At 65.6% G+C, this 15,884-nt stretch carries 16 protein-coding genes and 2 tRNA genes; 13 read left to right on the forward strand and 5 right to left on the reverse strand.

All coding sequences use genetic code 11. The annotated features are described in order from the left end of the window. The first annotated feature begins 108 nt into the window (after window positions 1-108). The 4 genes from ACJ7IV_RS09855 to ACJ7IV_RS09870 all read left to right on the forward strand — a co-directional run bounded on the left by ACJ7IV_RS09855 (window position 109) and on the right by ACJ7IV_RS09870 (window position 3,343). On the forward strand, window positions 109-1,170 hold the full coding sequence (locus ACJ7IV_RS09855) for a methionine ABC transporter ATP-binding protein (protein ID WP_483864240.1): 1,062 nt from the start codon (window positions 109-111) through the stop codon (window positions 1,168-1,170). Continuing rightward, on the forward strand, window positions 1,151-1,804 hold the full coding sequence (locus ACJ7IV_RS09860; RefSeq protein ID WP_161432327.1) for a methionine ABC transporter permease: 654 nt from the start codon (window positions 1,151-1,153) through the stop codon (window positions 1,802-1,804). Before ACJ7IV_RS09855 ends, ACJ7IV_RS09860 begins: the two co-directional genes overlap by 20 nt. A gap of 88 nt (window positions 1,805-1,892) precedes the next feature. Continuing rightward, complete coding sequence (locus tag ACJ7IV_RS09865) at window positions 1,893-2,681, forward strand: MetQ/NlpA family ABC transporter substrate-binding protein (protein WP_483864241.1); 789 nt, start codon at window positions 1,893-1,895, stop codon at window positions 2,679-2,681. Window positions 2,682-2,884: 203 nt separating this feature from the next. Next, window positions 2,885-3,343: a GAF domain-containing protein gene (locus ACJ7IV_RS09870; protein WP_483864242.1), complete on the forward strand. Its 459-nt coding sequence runs from the start codon at window positions 2,885-2,887 to the stop codon at window positions 3,341-3,343. Window positions 3,344-3,414: 71 nt separating this feature from the next. Here ACJ7IV_RS09870 and ACJ7IV_RS09875 read toward each other — a convergent pair. From ACJ7IV_RS09875 to glpK, 3 genes are all read right to left on the reverse strand, one after another. Continuing rightward, a tRNA-Val gene (locus ACJ7IV_RS09875) sits at window positions 3,415-3,491 on the reverse strand. 25 nt (window positions 3,492-3,516) lie between these two features. Beyond that, window positions 3,517-3,593, reverse strand: a tRNA-Val gene (locus tag ACJ7IV_RS09880). Between the two features lie 124 nt (window positions 3,594-3,717). Next, entirely contained in the window at window positions 3,718-5,202 is a 1,485-nt protein-coding gene (gene glpK, locus ACJ7IV_RS09885) for a glycerol kinase GlpK (RefSeq protein WP_483864243.1), read from the reverse strand. A 211-nt stretch (window positions 5,203-5,413) separates the two neighbouring features. On the opposite strand from glpK, the gene ACJ7IV_RS09890 reads away from it, so the two are divergent. Both ACJ7IV_RS09890 and glpD read left to right on the forward strand, forming a co-directional pair. Next, window positions 5,414-6,172, forward strand: a complete 759-nt coding sequence (locus ACJ7IV_RS09890; protein WP_483864244.1) for a DeoR/GlpR family transcriptional regulator — start codon at window positions 5,414-5,416, stop codon at window positions 6,170-6,172. Between the two features lie 148 nt (window positions 6,173-6,320). Beyond that, window positions 6,321-7,832 (forward strand): glycerol-3-phosphate dehydrogenase, encoded by a 1,512-nt coding sequence (gene glpD / locus ACJ7IV_RS09895; protein WP_483864245.1) that lies wholly within the window; start codon window positions 6,321-6,323, stop codon window positions 7,830-7,832. Here the strand turns inward: glpD and ACJ7IV_RS09900 are convergent. Further along, a complete protein-coding gene (locus ACJ7IV_RS09900) occupies window positions 7,810-8,406 on the reverse strand; it encodes a histidine phosphatase family protein (RefSeq protein ID WP_483864246.1) in 597 nt (198 codons plus the stop codon). The genes glpD and ACJ7IV_RS09900 overlap by 23 nt on opposite strands. A 111-nt stretch (window positions 8,407-8,517) precedes the next feature. On the opposite strand from ACJ7IV_RS09900, the gene phnD reads away from it, so the two are divergent. From phnD to ACJ7IV_RS09925, 5 genes are all read left to right on the forward strand, one after another. Continuing rightward, window positions 8,518-9,486: a phosphate/phosphite/phosphonate ABC transporter substrate-binding protein gene (gene phnD / locus ACJ7IV_RS09905; protein ID WP_483864247.1), complete on the forward strand. Its 969-nt coding sequence runs from the start codon at window positions 8,518-8,520 to the stop codon at window positions 9,484-9,486. Window positions 9,487-9,563: 77 nt separating this feature from the next. After that, on the forward strand, window positions 9,564-10,379 hold the full coding sequence (gene phnC / locus ACJ7IV_RS09910) for a phosphonate ABC transporter ATP-binding protein (RefSeq protein ID WP_483864248.1): 816 nt from the start codon (window positions 9,564-9,566) through the stop codon (window positions 10,377-10,379). Continuing rightward, entirely contained in the window at window positions 10,366-11,181 is an 816-nt protein-coding gene (gene phnE / locus ACJ7IV_RS09915; RefSeq protein ID WP_483864249.1) for a phosphonate ABC transporter, permease protein PhnE, read from the forward strand. The genes phnC and phnE (ACJ7IV_RS09915) overlap by 14 nt, the downstream gene beginning before the upstream one ends. After that, the gene (phnE, locus tag ACJ7IV_RS09920) at window positions 11,175-11,984 is read left to right on the forward strand and encodes a phosphonate ABC transporter, permease protein PhnE (RefSeq protein WP_232910908.1); all 810 of its coding nucleotides are present in this window, start codon (window positions 11,175-11,177) and stop codon (window positions 11,982-11,984) included. The genes phnE (ACJ7IV_RS09915) and phnE (ACJ7IV_RS09920) overlap by 7 nt, the downstream gene beginning before the upstream one ends. A 76-nt stretch (window positions 11,985-12,060) precedes the next feature. Further along, complete coding sequence (locus tag ACJ7IV_RS09925) at window positions 12,061-13,125, forward strand: endonuclease/exonuclease/phosphatase family protein (protein WP_483864250.1); 1,065 nt, start codon at window positions 12,061-12,063, stop codon at window positions 13,123-13,125. A 3-nt stretch (window positions 13,126-13,128) separates the two neighbouring features. On the opposite strand, the gene ACJ7IV_RS09930 is transcribed toward ACJ7IV_RS09925, so the two are convergent. After that, window positions 13,129-14,508 (reverse strand): class II fumarate hydratase, encoded by a 1,380-nt coding sequence (locus ACJ7IV_RS09930; protein ID WP_483864251.1) that lies wholly within the window; start codon window positions 14,506-14,508, stop codon window positions 13,129-13,131. Between the two features lie 204 nt (window positions 14,509-14,712). Here ACJ7IV_RS09930 and ACJ7IV_RS09935 point away from each other — a divergent pair, with 204 nt between their 5' ends. After that, window positions 14,713-15,090 carry a phasin family protein gene (locus ACJ7IV_RS09935; protein ID WP_483866572.1) on the forward strand — a complete coding sequence of 126 codons (378 nt, stop codon included), beginning with the start codon at window positions 14,713-14,715 and terminating at the stop codon, window positions 15,088-15,090. Between the two features lie 174 nt (window positions 15,091-15,264). After that, window positions 15,265-15,816, forward strand: coding sequence for a carboxypeptidase-like regulatory domain-containing protein (locus ACJ7IV_RS09940; protein WP_483864252.1), 552 nt, complete (start codon window positions 15,265-15,267; stop codon window positions 15,814-15,816). Window positions 15,817-15,884 lie beyond the last annotated feature (68 nt).

Consider the following 15,884-nt stretch of genomic DNA (forward strand, 5'->3'; position numbering starts at 1 on the left):
AAGTGCAGCTAAAAGGGTGTGTCCAGCGTTGATGGCCACCCGTCAGGGTGGCCTTTTTTTTGCCCCCGTCCTGCACCGCCCGCCTCGGCGCCCACAGCGGTGGCATCCATGATCCGACTCGACAACGTTTCCAAGACCTATGTGCTCAAGGGCCGACACGGCGGCATCGCCAGGACCGTGCCGGCGCTCAAGCACGTCGACTTCCACGTGCCCGCGGGCCGCATCCACGGCGTGATCGGCCTCTCCGGGGCCGGCAAGTCGACACTGATCCGCTGCGTCAACCTTCTCGAACGCCCGACCACCGGCACCGTCACCGTTGACGGCCGCGAACTCACCGGCTTGTCCCGCCAGGCGCTCAACCAGGCGCGCCACGGCATGGGCATGATCTTTCAGCATTTCAACCTGCTGACCAACCGCACGGTCTTCGCCAATGTGGCCCTGCCCCTGGAGCTGATGGGCATGCCGCGTGCCGAGATCAGCGAGCGGGTCACCCCGCTGCTGGAACTGGTGGGACTCGCCGACAAGGCCAGCCAGTATCCGGCCCAGCTCTCCGGCGGCCAGAAGCAGCGCGTGGCCATCGCCCGGGCACTCGCCAGCCGTCCCAAGGTGCTGCTGTGCGACGAGGCCACCTCGGCGCTCGATCCCCAGACCACCGGGTCGATCCTGGCCCTGCTGCGCGACATCAACCAGAAGCTCGGCCTGACCATCCTGCTGATCACCCACGAGATGGAAGTGGTCAAGTCGATCTGCCATCGGGTGAGCCTGATCTCCGACGGCGAGCTGGTCGAGGAGGCCGACGTGGGCGACTTCTTCACCGCCCCGCAGACGCGACTGGGCCGCGAGTTCCTCAACGACTTCCTCAAGCTGGAACCGCCGCGGGCACTGATCGAGCGACTCGAGGCGTCCCCGGGCCACAACACCCACCCGGTGGTACGCCTGGCCTTCCGCGGCGACGCCGTGGCCTCGCCTCTGGTGTCGCGCCTGGCCCGGGAGTGTGGCGTCGATGTCAGCATCCTGCAGGCCAAGGTGGAGTCGATCCAGGAGCGCACCCTGGGCCTGATGATCGCCGAACTGATGGGGCCCTCCGAGAAGACCCGCGAGGCCCTCGACTATCTCGAATCCCACGACCTGCAGGTGGAGGTGCTTGGCCATGTCCAGCGCAATGCTTGAACTGATCCTCGAGGCGACCCTCGACACCCTCTATATGGTAGCCATCTCCGGGGTGATCTCGGCCCTGGTGGGCATCCCACTGGGGGTACTGCTCTATGTCACCCGCCCCGGTCAGGTGCTGGCCCAACCGGCACTCAACGGCGCGCTGGGAATCATCACCAATATCGGCCGCTCGATCCCGTTCATCATCCTGATGGTGGCGATCATCCCCTTCACACGCATGCTGGTGGGCACCTCCATCGGCACCAACGCCGCCGCCGTGCCGCTGACCATCGCCGCCATTCCGTTCATCGCCCGCCTGGTGGAGGGCGCACTCAACGAGATCAACCCGGGCCTGGTCGAGGCCGCCCAGTCCATGGGCGCCACACCCTGGCAGATCATCCTCAAGGTGCTGCTGCCCGAGGCACGGGGTGGCATCTTCACCGCCCTTACCGTCACCATCGTGACCCTGGTGAGCTACTCGGCCATGGCCGGCGCCGTGGGCGGCGGCGGCCTGGGCGACCTCGGCATCCGCTACGGCTACAATCGATTCAACCCCACCATCATGTTGATCACCGTGGCGATCCTGGTGGTCATGGTGCAGGGCTTCCAGAGCCTGGGGGACTACCTGGTAAGGAAGAGCGACCACAAGTAAGGAAGACACCGTTAAATAACATATTGATATTTAAAATATCAGGCTTATTCCTTTAGTATCGTACCGACACAACAGAAGGAGCGATTCCATGCGCAAGACACTGCTCGCCACCCTGCTGGCCTCCACCCTGCCCGTCGGCAGCGCCCTGGCCGATGATCACGCCATCAAGGTCGGCACCGTCGCCGGCCCCGAGACCCAGGTGATGGAAGTCGCCGCCGAGATCGCCGAGCGCGAGTACGGCCTCGAGGTGGAGATCATCGAGTTCACCGACTACGTGACACCCAACGCGGCACTGGCCGACGGCAGCCTCGACGCCAACGCCTACCAGCACGAGCCCTACATGCGCTCCATGGTCGAGGACCGCGGCTACGACTTCGCCATCGCCGGCTACACCTTCGTCTACCCCATCGGCGCCTACTCCGAGAAATATGACAGCATCGAGGCGCTGCCGGACGGTGCCACCATCGCCCTGCCCAACGACCCCTCCAACGAGGGACGCGCGCTCATCCTGATGCACAACCTCGGCATGCTGGAGCTGACCGACCCCGAGAACCTGGAAGCCACGCCGCTGGATATCGCCGCCAACCCGCGCGACTTCGAGTTCCGCGAGATCGAGGCCGCCCAGCTCCCGCGCGTGCTGCCCGACGTCGATATGGCCTTCATCAACAACACCTTCGCCCAGCCCGCCGGCTTGACCCTGGAGGACGCCCTGATCAAGGAGGGTCCGGAGTCACCCTACGTCAACCTGATCGCGGTACGCGGCGGTGACGAGGAGCGCGAAGCGATCCAGCAGCTGGTCAAGTCCTACCAGACCGAAGAGGTCGAGGCCAAGGCCGAGGAGCTGTTCGGTGCCCAGGCGGTGCCCGGCTGGAAGTAAGGTAACTCGATTGCCTGGCGGCAAGGTGTGCCGGGGGCAAGCCGGAGAGGAGGTCCTACGCCAGGGATGGCGTCGGTAGCGCCCAGGGAGGGGTTCACAGCGCCTCCTCGGCGGTCCGGCGCTCCGGGGCTTGCCGCCGGATCAGCACCGACAATGCCAGAGGGCCGGCCGCAAGGCCGGCCCTGCTGTTTCAAGGAGCCAAGATGACGCCCGACTATTCCCTGCTCAACCGCCAGCTGGCAGCCCTTCTCGACACCCGCGACTGGCTGACCAACAGCGCCCAGACCTGTGCCTTCATCATGCAGCAGGTCCCCGATCTCAACTGGGTCGGGTTCTATCTGCAGCGCCAGCCGGAGCTGCTCTCCCTGGGCCCCTTCCAGGGCAAACCGGCTTGCCACCCAATCCCCTTCGCCAAGGGAGTGTGCGGGGCAGCCGCACGCACACGCACCACCCAGCGCGTGGATGACGTCCACAGCGTGGCCGACCATATCGCCTGCGACGCCGACTCCAGCGCCGAACTGGTGGTGCCGGTCGTGGTTGCGGATCGACTGTGGGGCGTGCTGGACCTGGACAGCCCACGCCAGGGGCGTTTCACCGACGAGGACCAGGCGGGCATCGAGGCCCTGATGGCCACCTTCATCGAACGCACCGACCTCGCCTGAGCCTCGGCAGCCAGGCAGGAGGTACAAAACAAATCGCCCCCGCAGCAGGGCTGCGGGGGCGATTCTGTATCTGGTAGGACCAGGCGGATTTGAACCGCCGACCTCCACGATGTCAACGTGGCGCTCTAACCAACTGAGCTATGGTCCTGAAGCAGGTGTCACCGGGCGAGATTTGGTAGGACCAGGCGGATTTGAACCGCCGACCTCCACGATGTCAACGTGGCGCTCTAACCAACTGAGCTATGGTCCTGAATCTCCGCTGCGACAAGACTTCGTCGCGGCAACGGATGCGTATTCTACCCATCCGGCCCGGGAATGCAAGCCCTGATGTCACCCGCCAATGTCGGCGAATCAGCACCTTGAACGGTTTCACGCTACTCGGTACGCACCCGTTCGATGGCCTCCTTCCAGCCTCCATAGAGGCGCTCGCGTTCTGCCTCGTCCATCTGCGGCGAAAAGCGACGTTCACAGCGCCACAGCGCGGCGACCTCGTCGAGGTCACGATACCAGCCGAGCCGAAGCCCGGCGAGATAGGCAGCACCCAGAGCCGTCGTCTCCAGCACCGTGGGGCGGTCCACCGGAACGCCCAGCATGTCGGCGAGGAACTGCATCACCCAGTTGTTGGCCACCATGCCACCATCGACCCTGAGGATGCCCGGCGTGGCGGACATGTCATCGTCCATGCAGACCTGCAGGTCGCGGCTCTGGTAGCAGACGGCCTGGAGGCCGGCGGCGACGATCTCGGCGATACCGGTATCGCGGGTCAGGCCGAAGATCGCCCCGCGCGCCTTGGGGTCCCAGTGCGGTGCGCCCAGGCCGGTGAAGGCCGGCACCAGATAGACGCTATGGCCGCTGCGCGTCTGGCGCGCCAGGGCCTCGGTCTCCGCGGCGTCGGCAAACAGCTGCAGACCGTCGCGCAGCCACTGCACCGTAGCTCCGGCAACGAAGATGCTGCCCTCCATGGCGTAGGTGGGCTTGCCGTTGAGCCGATAGGCCACCGTGGTCAGCAAGCGGTTGCGCGAGGTCTCGGCGACCTCGCCGGTGTTGACGATCATGAAGCAGCCGGTGCCGTAGGTGCTCTTGCCCATGCCGGGCGTGAAGCAGGCCTGGCCGACCAGCGCGGCCTGCTGGTCACCGGCCACCCCGGCGATGGGCAACTCCTCTCCCAGCCAGCGGGCATCGACATGGCCGAAGTCGTCGCTGGAGTCCTTGACCTCGGGCAGCAGGTTTTCCGGGATGTCGAACAAGGCCAGCAGCGCCTCGTCCCAGCGCTGCTCATGGATATTGAACAGGGCGGTGCGCGAGGCATTGGTGGCATCGGTGGCATGCACCCGACCGCCCGTCAGCCGCCAGATCAGGAAGCTGTCCACGGTGCCGAAGGCCAGCTCTCCCCGCTCGGCCCGCTCCCGCGCACCCGGGACCTCATCGAGCAGCCAGCCGAGCTTGGTCGCCGAGAAGTAGGGGTCGATCAGCAGCCCCGTGCGTGACTGGACATCCTCCAGGTGGCCCGCCTCACGCAACTGCCGGCAAGCCTCGTCAGTGCGGCGATCCTGCCAGACGATGGCGTTGTAGAGCGGCTCGCCGGTCGCCCGGTCCCACAGCACGGTGGTCTCGCGCTGATTGGTGATGCCGACCCCGGCGATCGCCTCCGGAGCGATGCCCGTATCGGCGAGCACTTCGCGGCAGGTGGCGAGCACGGACTCCCAGATATCCTCCGGATCATGCTCGATCCAGCCATCGTGGGGAAAGTGCTGAGAGAATTCGCGCTGCGCCGTGGCCACAGCCTGACCATCACGATCGAAGAGGATGGCGCGGGAACTGGTGGTGCCCTGATCGATGGCCAGGAGGTATGAAGCCATGGCAAGCATCCTGTTGTGGCTCTAGCGGCATGCAAGTTTCGCAGCCAAACGCTAATGTTCGTTTATGATCATCCAGACTACTCCAGCCAATCGCACTGCTCAAACCCCCAGACACCTGAGACACTGAGACTTTGGATGAAGACTCAGGTGCGCAGCAGTCCCTGCAGCGACCGTGACGATGTCGTAGAATCCGGCGAACCTAGGAGATCCCATGAACCAGCAGCAACGCCAGGACGCCATCATCGAACTGGTGCGCCGCCAGGGCTACGCCAGCATCGAGCAGCTCACAGAGCATTTCACGGTCACCCCACAGACCATTCGCCGCGACCTCAACACCCTCTCCGCCGAGGGGCGTATCCGCCGGGTCCATGGCGGCGCGGGCCTGGAGTCGAGCACCGTCAACACCGCCTACTCGACCCGCAAGACCCTCAACCTCGAGGCCAAGCAGCGCATCGCTGCCCTCCTCGCCCGGCACATCCCCGACCACTCGTCACTGTTCATCAATATCGGGACCAGTAACGAGGTGATTGCCAAAGCACTGCTCGACCACCAGGGGCTGGAAGTGATCACCAACAACCTCAATGTAGCGGCGATTCTCCAGCACAAGGAAGACTTCAACGTGATCATCGCCGGCGGCCAGGTCCGCTCCCGGGACGGCGGGATCATCGGCGAGGCGACCATCGACTTCATCAACCAGTTCAAGGTCGACTACGGGATCATCGGCATCAGCGGTATCGACGAGGATGGCTCCCTGCTGGAGTTTGATTATCAGGAAGTGCGAGTCGCCCAGGCTATCATCCGCAATTCCCGCAAGATCTTCCTGGCCACCGACCACTCCAAGTTTCAGCGCAACCCGGCGGTCCGCCAAGGCAACCTGGCCCAGCTTGACGCCCTGTTTACCGACTGCGCCCCACCCGAGGCCATCCTGCGCCTGCTCAAGCAGCACGATGTGACCTTGCACATCGCGTGAAGCCGCGCGACTCCTCTTCATTACCTCCAAGCGCCCTCGGGAGCACGCCAGACGAACCACCGACGCTCCTTGATGTTCGTTTTGATTTCACATATTTTCGAATTCAAACATAACATCGAGGTCCAGCTAGTTCCGGACGGGAGATTCCATGAGCGACAAGTCGGACGAGGTACTCGACCTCTTCGTGATTGGCGGCGGCATAAATGGTACCGGAATTGCCAATGATGCCGCAGGGCGCGGCCTTTCAGTGGGCCTGTGCGAACAGGGAGACCTCGCCGGCGCCACCTCCTCGGCCAGCAGCAAGCTGATCCACGGCGGCCTGCGCTACCTGGAACACCACGAATTCCGACTGGTGCGCGAGGCGCTGCGAGAGCGCGAGGTGCTGCTTGCCAAGGCCCCGCACATCATCTGGCCGCTGCGCTTCATCCTCCCCTACCGCCCCCACCTGCGTCCGGCCTGGATGCTGCGCACCGGACTCTTCCTCTACGACCACCTAGGCGGCCGGCGGGCCCTCCCGGCCTCCCGGGGACTGCGCTTCGATGCCGGCTCCCCGCTGCTGGACGACATCCACCGAGGCTTCGAATACTCGGACTGCTGGGTCGACGACGCCCGCCTGGTGGTGCTCAATGCACGCCAGGCCCACGACGCCGGTGCCGAGATTCTGGTCGGCACCCGCTGCGTCGCCGCCCGGGAGGTGGCGGGCCTGTGGGAGCTCACCCTGGAGCGGCAAGGTGACGGCAAACGCTTCACACGCCGGGCATGCACCCTGGTCAACGCCGCGGGCCCTTGGGTCGAGGGCGTGGTGCGTGAGCAGTTACGGCGACCCTCGCGCTATGCCGTGCGCATGATCCAGGGCAGCCACCTGATCGTGCCCCGCCTGAACCATGACGAGCGCGCCTATATCCTGCAGAACACCGACCGGCGCATCGTCTTCGTGCTGCCCTACGAGGAAGACTTCAGCCTGATCGGCACCACCGACCGGCGCTATCAGGGCGACCCGTCACGCGTCGAGGCAACTGCGGAGGAGATCGACTACCTGCTGTCGGTGGTCAATGCTCACTTCCGCACCCAGCTCTCCCGGGACGCCGTGATCCGCACCTTCTCCGGCGTGCGTCCGCTGTGCGATGACGAATCGGCCGACCCCTCGGCCATGACGCGGGACTATACCCTCGACCTCGACACCTCGGGGGCGCCGCTGCTCTCGGTATATGGCGGCAAGATCACCACCTACCGCAAGCTCGCCGAGGCGACGCTGACACGTCTCGCTCCACACCTCCCCGCCAGGGGTCAGGCCTGGACCGAACACACTCCGTTGCCGGGGGGCGACATCGAGAGCCAGGCCGCCCTGAGCGCCGAACTGCTGGACGCCTACCCTTGGCTGGGCGAGGAACGGACGGCGCGCTTCGCGCGCACCTACGGCAGCCTGTGCCGTGAGTTCCTCGAAGGCGCGCGCCGGGAGGAGGACCTTGGCGAGGCCTTGGGCGCCGGCCTCACCGCCGCCGAGGTCGACTACCTGGTGGCGCGGGAGTGGGCGCGCACTCCCGAGGACATCCTGTGGCGGCGCACCAAGCTCGACGTACGCGTCACCGCCGCCGAGCGGCGGCGCTTGGCCGACTACCTCGCCGAGCGGACCGGCCTCAGGGCCTCCTCAGTGGCGTGATGCTCGCCGGCGCCAGCGGCTCCCGCTCACGGTGCCGGGCCAGGTCGCGGCCCTCCAGGGCGGTGAGCAGGATCTGCAGCGGGTCGCCGTGACTGACCAGCAGCAGGGTCTCGCCGGCATGGGCTCGCTCCAGTTCCTCGATCACCGCCATCATCCGCGCGGCCACCTCGACCACCGACTCGACGCCGGCGTAGCGGTGGGCGGAGTCGCGGGAATCCCGTGCCCAGACCTCGGCATAGCGCGCATCCCTCTCCCCCTCCAGGTCGCCGAAGTGGCGTTCCCGCAGGCGCGTGTCGGCCTCGAGCCCCAGCCCGAAGTGGCGAGCGATACGCTCGGCAGTCTCGGTGGTGCGCAGGAAGTCCGAGTGCACCACGCGCTGCGGCCTCGCCCAGCGCCACCCTGCCAGCACCTCGACCAACTGGTCGCGCCCCCGCGCCGAGAGGCCGCAGCCTCCTACCCCGCGCGCTGGCGTACTGACGATCCTGCCCGCTAGGTTGGCCTCGCTGTGCCCGTGACGCATCAGCAGGTAGTGGTTTTTCAGGGACTGAGAGGCGAGGGAGAAGCCGTTTGACATGATATTGTCACCAACCCTAAATTGATGAGGCGATTCGGAAATAATCATCGATGCACGTTGCGTGTCGATAACCGAACATACCCAAGGACAACAACAAACGCGAGGTACGCCATGCCCAGTCCCCACACCCTCTTCGCCCTGCTGCCCCTGGCCCTGCTGATGATCGGTACGGCCCAGGCACAGGAGTGTGAACGCGGCGCCCTGGACGCCATCTACTGCGACGAGAACGGCGATATGGTGGCCGACCGCCCGGCGGATGAAGCCGAGTGGGCCGACCCCGACACCCTGATCTTCGCCTATACCCCGGTGGAAGACCCGGCCATCTACTCCGACATCTGGCAGCCCTTCATCGACCACCTCGAAGAGGTGACCGAACGAGACGTGCGTTTCTTCGCCGTACAGTCCAATTCGGCCCAGGTCGAGGCGATGCGCAGCGGCCGCCTACATATCGCCGGTTTCTCCACCGGCCCGACACCCTTCGCCGTCAACCTGGCCGGGGCCGTGCCCTTCGCCTTGATGGGATCGGACGACGGCCGCTTCGGATACACCCTGCAGCTCTATACCCACGTCGACTCCGGCATCGAGGAGGTGACGGACCTAAAGGGCAAGCGGGTCGCCCACACCTCGCCCACCTCCAACTCCGGCAACCAGGCACCGCGCGCCCTCTTCCCCGAGCTCGGTATCGTGCCGGATGAGGATTACGAGGTGGTCTATTCCGGCAGCCATGACCAGTCCATGCTCGGCGTGGTCGCCCGGGATTACGACGCTGCCCCGGTAGCCTCCGAAGTGGTGGAGCGCATGGCGGCGCGCGGCCTCTACGACCCCGACGACGTCCGTCTCCTCTACGAGTCCGACAGCTTCCCGACCACCTCTTACAACTATGCCCACAACCTCCACCCGGAGCTGGTCGAAAAGATCGAGGATGCCTTCTTCAGCTTCGAGTTCGAAGGCACCGAGCTGGGCGAGGAGTTCGAGGGCGTCGAGAAGTTCATCCCCATCAACTACGCGGAGCACTGGAAGGTCATCCGCACCATCCAGAGCGCCAACGGCGTCGAGTACACTCCCGACAACCTTCAGTAACCACGCCCGCTCGACCGCCCATGCCGCCCTCGTGGCCGGTATGGGCGTCGCGACGCCGCGTCCAACGAGAAGCCGCGATGCTAGAGATCTCCAACCTGGTCAAGCGCTACGGTCAGGATGAGCCCGTGCTCAAGGGGCTCGACCTGGCTGTCGACGGCAACAGCGTGGTGGCTATCGTCGGTGCCTCGGGCGCCGGCAAGAGCACCATGCTGCGCTGTATCAACCGCCTGGTGGAGCCCACCTCGGGCTCGATCAAGCTCAACGGTACCGAACTGGTCAACCTGCACAACCGAGAGCTTCGCCGCGCCCGGCGCAAGATCGGCATGGTGTTCCAAGGCTTCAACCTCATCGATCGCCTCACCGTTATGGAGAACGTGCTGGCCGGCCGGCTTGGCTATGTCAGCCTGTTCCAGGCGGTGAGTCGCCGCTATCCCCAGGAGGATATCGAGCGAGCCTTTACCCTGATGGAGCGGGTAGGCATCGCCCACTACGCCAACAAGCGCGCCGACGAGCTCTCCGGTGGCGAACGCCAGCGGGTCGGCGTGGTGCGCGCCCTGATGCAGGAACCGGAGGTACTGCTGGCCGACGAACCCACGGCATCGCTGGACCCGCGCACCTCCGAGCAGATCATGGTACTGCTGCAGAGCCTGGCCAGCGAGCTGGCCCTGCCGGTGCTGATCAACATCCACAACGTGGCCCAGGCCAGGAGCTACACCGACCGCATCGTTGGGCTGCGCCACGGCACCATGATCTTCGATGGTGCCCCCGTCGACTTCGACAAGGCGGCCCTGGACGCCATCTACGGCGGCATCGAGTCGCCGGAGGACGAGACCATCACCCCTCAGGCCGACCCCGGAAAGCGTGAACGGGAGATTCGCCATGACTCGCCCTGAAGCCAGCGGGGGAACGACACCCCGAACCTGGCGCAAGCCCCCCTTCATCGCCAACCCCATCCTGCGCTATGGCGTGCTGGCAGTGGTGGCTGTCTATCTCGTCTGGGCTCTTGGCACCCTGCCCTTCAACTGGGAGCGCATCAGCGAAGGGCTGCCACGCGCCGCGCGGATCTTCGGCGGCGGCTTCCCGCCGAGCTTCTCGCGCTTCGACCTGCTGCTGACCGGCTTCACGGAGAGCCTGCAGATCGCCGTCCTCTCCACCCTGCTCGGGGTCCTGCTGTCGATTCCGTTCGCGGTGATGGCTGCGCGCAACATCGCACCGCTGCCCATTTACCTGCTGGGACGCGCGGTGATCATCATCTCGCGCAGCTTCCATCCAGTGATCGTCGCCATTCTGTTCGTCGCTGCCGTCGGCTTTGGTCCCTTGGCGGGCATCCTGACGCTGACGCTCTACTCCATCGGCTTCGTCGGCAAGCTGCTCGCCGAGGAGATAGAGGAGATCGACTGGGGCCAGGTCGAGGCCATGCGTGCCACGGGCGCCGGCTATCTGGCCACCCTCCACTATGCGGTCTTTCCCCAGATCCTGCCGCGCCAAGTGGGGCTCTCCATGTACCAGCTCGACAGCAACCTGCGCGCCTCCGCGGTGGTGGGGATCGTCGGCGCAGGAGGGATCGGCAGCACCCTGATGAACGCGTTCGGGCGATACGACTATGACTTCGCATTCGCCATCCTGCTGGTGATCATTGCGGTGATCCTGGTCAGCGAGGGCGTGAGCGGCTGGGTAAGGAAGAAGATATGGTAGAGGACGCCGACCTGCTGGCCGATCGCATCTGGCGACGCCACAATCCCCGGGAGCAGCTCATCCGTTACGGCGTGATGCTGTTGACGCTGATGCTGGTCGTCTGGGCTGTGCGCGACATCGACATCTTCTGGCCCTGGGTATGGGATGCCCCCAATCAGATCTCGAGCCTGGGCGCCCGCATGTGGCCGCCGGACCCGAGCCGCCTCGGCGAGATCGTCAGTGCCATGATCGAGACCGTGCATATCGCCACCCTGGCCACCATGCTGACCATCTTCATCGCCCTGCCGGTCTCCTACATCGCCGCCCAGAACACCACGCCTAACCGCGCCTGTCTGTGGCTGGGACGCTTCATCCTGGTATCGAGCCGCTCGGTGAACACCATCATCTGGGCGCTGCTGTTCGTAGCGATCTTCGGCCCAGGCGTGCTGGCCGGGATACTGGCCATCATGTTCCGTTCGGTGGGCTTCATCGGCAAGTTGATGGGCGAGGCCATTGAGGAGATCGACCGTCGCCCGGTGGAGGCCATGGAAGCGACCGGCGCCTCCAAGGCGAAGGTCATCGCCTATGCCGTCGTGCCCCAGGTGATGCCGGCCTTCTTCGCCATCGTCATCCTGCGCTGGGACATCAACATCCGCGAGTCAACGGTGCTGGGGCTGGTCGGGGCCGGCGGTATTGGCGTGATCCTGCAGGGCTCCATCGACACCTTTGCCTGGCAGACGGTAGCCACCATCCTGATCGCCATCATCGTGCTAGTGCTGATCGGCGAGGCGATCACCGGCCTGCTGCGCCGCCGTGCGCTGTAGGTGATGACGCCCCGAGCGAGCCAGGTGAGTCGAAGCGGGGTATGCTGGCACCATCGTCCGCAAGGAAAAATGCCTAGTGGTCTCCATTGCGTCTGCCCTGCTTGCCTTGCTGCTGCTCGGCATCACCCTCGTCGCCAGGCTGCGCGTTACCTGGTGGTGGATTCGTGTTGCCGAATTCCCTCGAGTACAGCTGGCCACCGCTGCCCTGCTGCTGCTGCCCCTCTGCGTATTAGCCGAAGCCCCCTGGTCGTGGATCGGCTCGGGGGCCTGCCTGCTGGTCATCGCGATCCAGCTCGCCTATATACTCCCCTGGACCCCGCTATGGCCGGTGCAGGTGAAAGCCGCCCGACCCGGCCTCGATGAGCGCTGCCTGACACTGCTTGTCGCCAATGTCCTCACCCCCAACCGTAACGCCCGAGCGCTGATCACGCAGATCCGCGAACACCGCCCCGATCTGGTGCTCACCCTGGAGTCGGATGACTGGTGGCAGGAGCAGCTCGATGCCGCCCTGAACCAGGAGTGGCCCGAAGCGGTGCGGATTCCGCTGGACAACCTCTACGGCATGCACCTCTACTCGCGCCTGCCCCTGATATCGCCTCGGGTGGAGTGGCTGATCCAGGATGATATTCCCTCGATCCATACCGGCGTTCGCCTGCCTTGCGGCGACGAGGTCCGCCTCCACGCCCTGCACCCACGCCCGCCGGCCCCCGGCGAGAGCGAAGAGTCACTGTGGCGCGATGCCGAGCTGCTGCTGGTGGGCAAGGCGATCCACGAGGACCCGGTGCCGACGCTGGTGGCTGGCGACCTCAACGACGTGGCCTGGTCGCGAACCACGCGACTGTTCTGCCGTGTCAGTGGCATGCTCGACCCGCGTCGCGGACGTGGCATGTTCAGCACCTTCCACGCCAGTTACCCGCTGCTGCGCTGGCCACTGGACCATGTCTTCACAAGCGAGCATTTCACCCTCAAGGCCATGCGAAGCCTGCCACACATCGGTTCCGACCACTTCCCGATCCTGACCACACTCTGCTTCCGGCCCGCCCGAGCCGACGAGCATGACACCCCAGAGGCGGACGCCGAAGAGCACCGCGAGGCCCACAACACGGTCCACGAGGGCAAGGAGCGCGAGCAGCAGGAGTGAGCGCTATTCCGGTATTCCGCCCCGCGTCAGCGCCGCCGGGTCAAGCAGGCGCTCCAGCTCCTGACGGGAGAGCTCGGTCTGCTCCTCGGCCACCTCGATGATCGGCCGGCCGGCCTGGTAGGCCTGCTTGGCGATGGCCGCCGCGGCGTTGTAGCCAATCACCGAGTTCAGCGCCGTCACCAGGATGGGGTTGCGTGACAACGGCTCGGCGAGATTCTCCTCACGCACCCGGAAGGTGGCGATGGCGCGGTTGCTGAGCAGCCAGGCGGTATTGCTCATCAGGGTGATCGAGGTCAGCAGATTGTGGGCGATCAGCGGCAGCATGACATTGAGCTGGAAGTTGCCACTCTGCCCGGCCACCGTGACCGCCGTATCGAGCCCGATCACCTGGGCAGCGGCCTGGGCCGCCGACTCGGGGATCACCGGGTTGACCTTGCCCGGCATGATCGAGCTGCCCGGTTGCAGGGCCTCCAGCTCGATCTCGCCGAGCCCGGCCAGGGGGCCAGAGTTCATCCAGCGCAGGTCGTTGGCGATCTTCATGATCACGCACGCCAGGCCACGCAGCTGTCCTGAGAGCTCCACCGCCGCATCCTGGGAGGCGAGGCTGGCAAAGAAGCTGTCGTTGGGAGTGAAGGCGAGCCCGCTCTGCTCGGAGAGCCGGGCGGCCATGCGCTCGGCGAACTCGGGGTGGGCATTGATGCCGGTACCCACCGCCGTGCCCCCCTGGGCCAGGCGGCAGAGCCTGACCAGAGCACTATCCAGGCGCTCGATGGCCTGTCCCAGCTGACTCGACCAGCCACCCAGTTCCTGACTCATGCGCAGCGGCATGGCGTCCATCAGATGGGTGCGACCGGTCTTGACCACGCCGTCGAGTTCGGCGGCGCGGCTGTCGATGGTCTCGCGCAGGTGCACCAGGGCCGGGCGCAGGCGATTCGTCACCTCTAGCGCCGCGGCGACATGGATGGCGGTGGGAATCACGTCGTTGCTGGACTGCCCCATGTTGACGTGATCATTGGGCCCCACCTCCAGCCCGTCCCGACTGGCCAGGTTCGCCAGCACCTCGTTGACGTTCATGTTGCTGGAGGTGCCGGAACCGGTCTGGAAAACGTCCACCGGGAAGTGGTCATCATGCTCACCACGAATCACCGCCTCGGCGGCGGTGGCGATTGCCTCGGCGCGCTCGTCGTCGAGCAGCCCTAGCTCGGCATTGACGCGCGCCGCGGCAAGCTTGATGCGAGCGATGGCGTGAATGAAGGGCGTCGGCATCGCCTGACCCGAGACCGGAAAGTTGTTGACGGCGCGCTGGGTCTGCGCCCCGTAGAGGGCATCCGCCGGGACCTCCAGCGCCCCCATGCTGTCGCGTTCGCTGCGTGTCGCACTCATCGCCTGGCTCCTCTTGTTGGCCGTGTATCTCTCACCGACACCATGGTGCCGCGAGTGGCATTCGGCAAGACCAAGCGCGAGCGAGCCTGGGAAAGATGCCGATCGATATCGATGTTGCACTGCACAAGACGCTCTGCTATTGTGCATCGCAACAGAGCACAAGACGCTCCCCTACACTCAGTGAAATCAGGAGGTTCCACCATGATGAACGCCTTCAACTTCGACACAAAGGCTTTCGACACCAAGCAGGTCGAGTCCATGTTCTTCGCTCCGGCCCGCGCCTACGCCAACTTGGCCGTGGACTACAGCGAGAAGCTGGCCCACGCCCAGCTCGAGGCTACCAAGGCCTACACCGACACTGGCCTGGCCCAGCTGCGCACCCTGATGAACGTCAAGGATGCCGAAGGCCTGCGTTCCTACATGGAAGGTCAGCAGAAGGTCGCCAAGGACCTCGCCGAGCGCATAAAGGGCGACGCCGAGAAGGTCGTCTCCCTGCAGCAGGACTTCGTCCAGCAGAGCCAGAAGCTGACCGAGGAGAACGTCAAGCAAGCCCAGGCGACCGCCACCAAGGCCGCCCAGTAAGCTTGACCTCGGGGCGCCTCCGGCGCCCTGCTCCCCCGGGAGATCCCCCGAACCGCCGCTCCTTGCAGGGCGGCGGTTTTCGTTGATAGCGGCATGCCCTTTGGCCTGGCTTTACGCTACCCTTGGCCGAGGCACGGGGCGCCTGCAGACATTGAACCGGATAGGGAGGTCATCATGAAGCGCTACTTTCCCCTCGTCTTCGCGGCACTGGTGCTCGCCGGCTGCGAAGTCGTTCCCCCCGCGCCCACCGAGCGCATCGAGGTCATCGAGCGGGGTGAGACCCAGCGTGATGCCCAACAGGAGGCTCGTGAAGCGGAGCGCGACACCACTGCCTCACGCGCCAAGAGAGAGGTCGCCTATCCCGAGGCCGAGTACGCCAAGCTCGAGAAACACGGCAGTGCGGCAGTCAGCGGGCGCCTGACGCTGAGCGGACGTGCGGTGCCCAATGCCGGCGTCTCGGTGGCGCCGGTGACCAGCTACTCCGCCGAGGCGGCCGAGAAGGCGCTGGCAGGGGTTGCCGTGGAGCCCGCCGACCCCAGGGCACGGGAGTACACCCACACCACGCGCACCGACGGCAACGGCTACTTCCGTGTCTCCAACCTGCCCGCAGGGGAGTTCTACGTCTCGGGTGCAGGCCCAGACCCGCAGACCGGCGAACCCAGGGTGGTGATCCGACAGGTCAGCCTGAGCAAGAGCCAGCAGCTCGAGGTCGACCTCAGCCGCTGACGGTGTGCCGCGGCATGGCGATCGCCCAAAGCAGTGGACCGGCAGGCCGCGGACGCAGACCCGGTTAG

The organism is Halomonas sp. C10-5 (assembly GCF_057169305.1).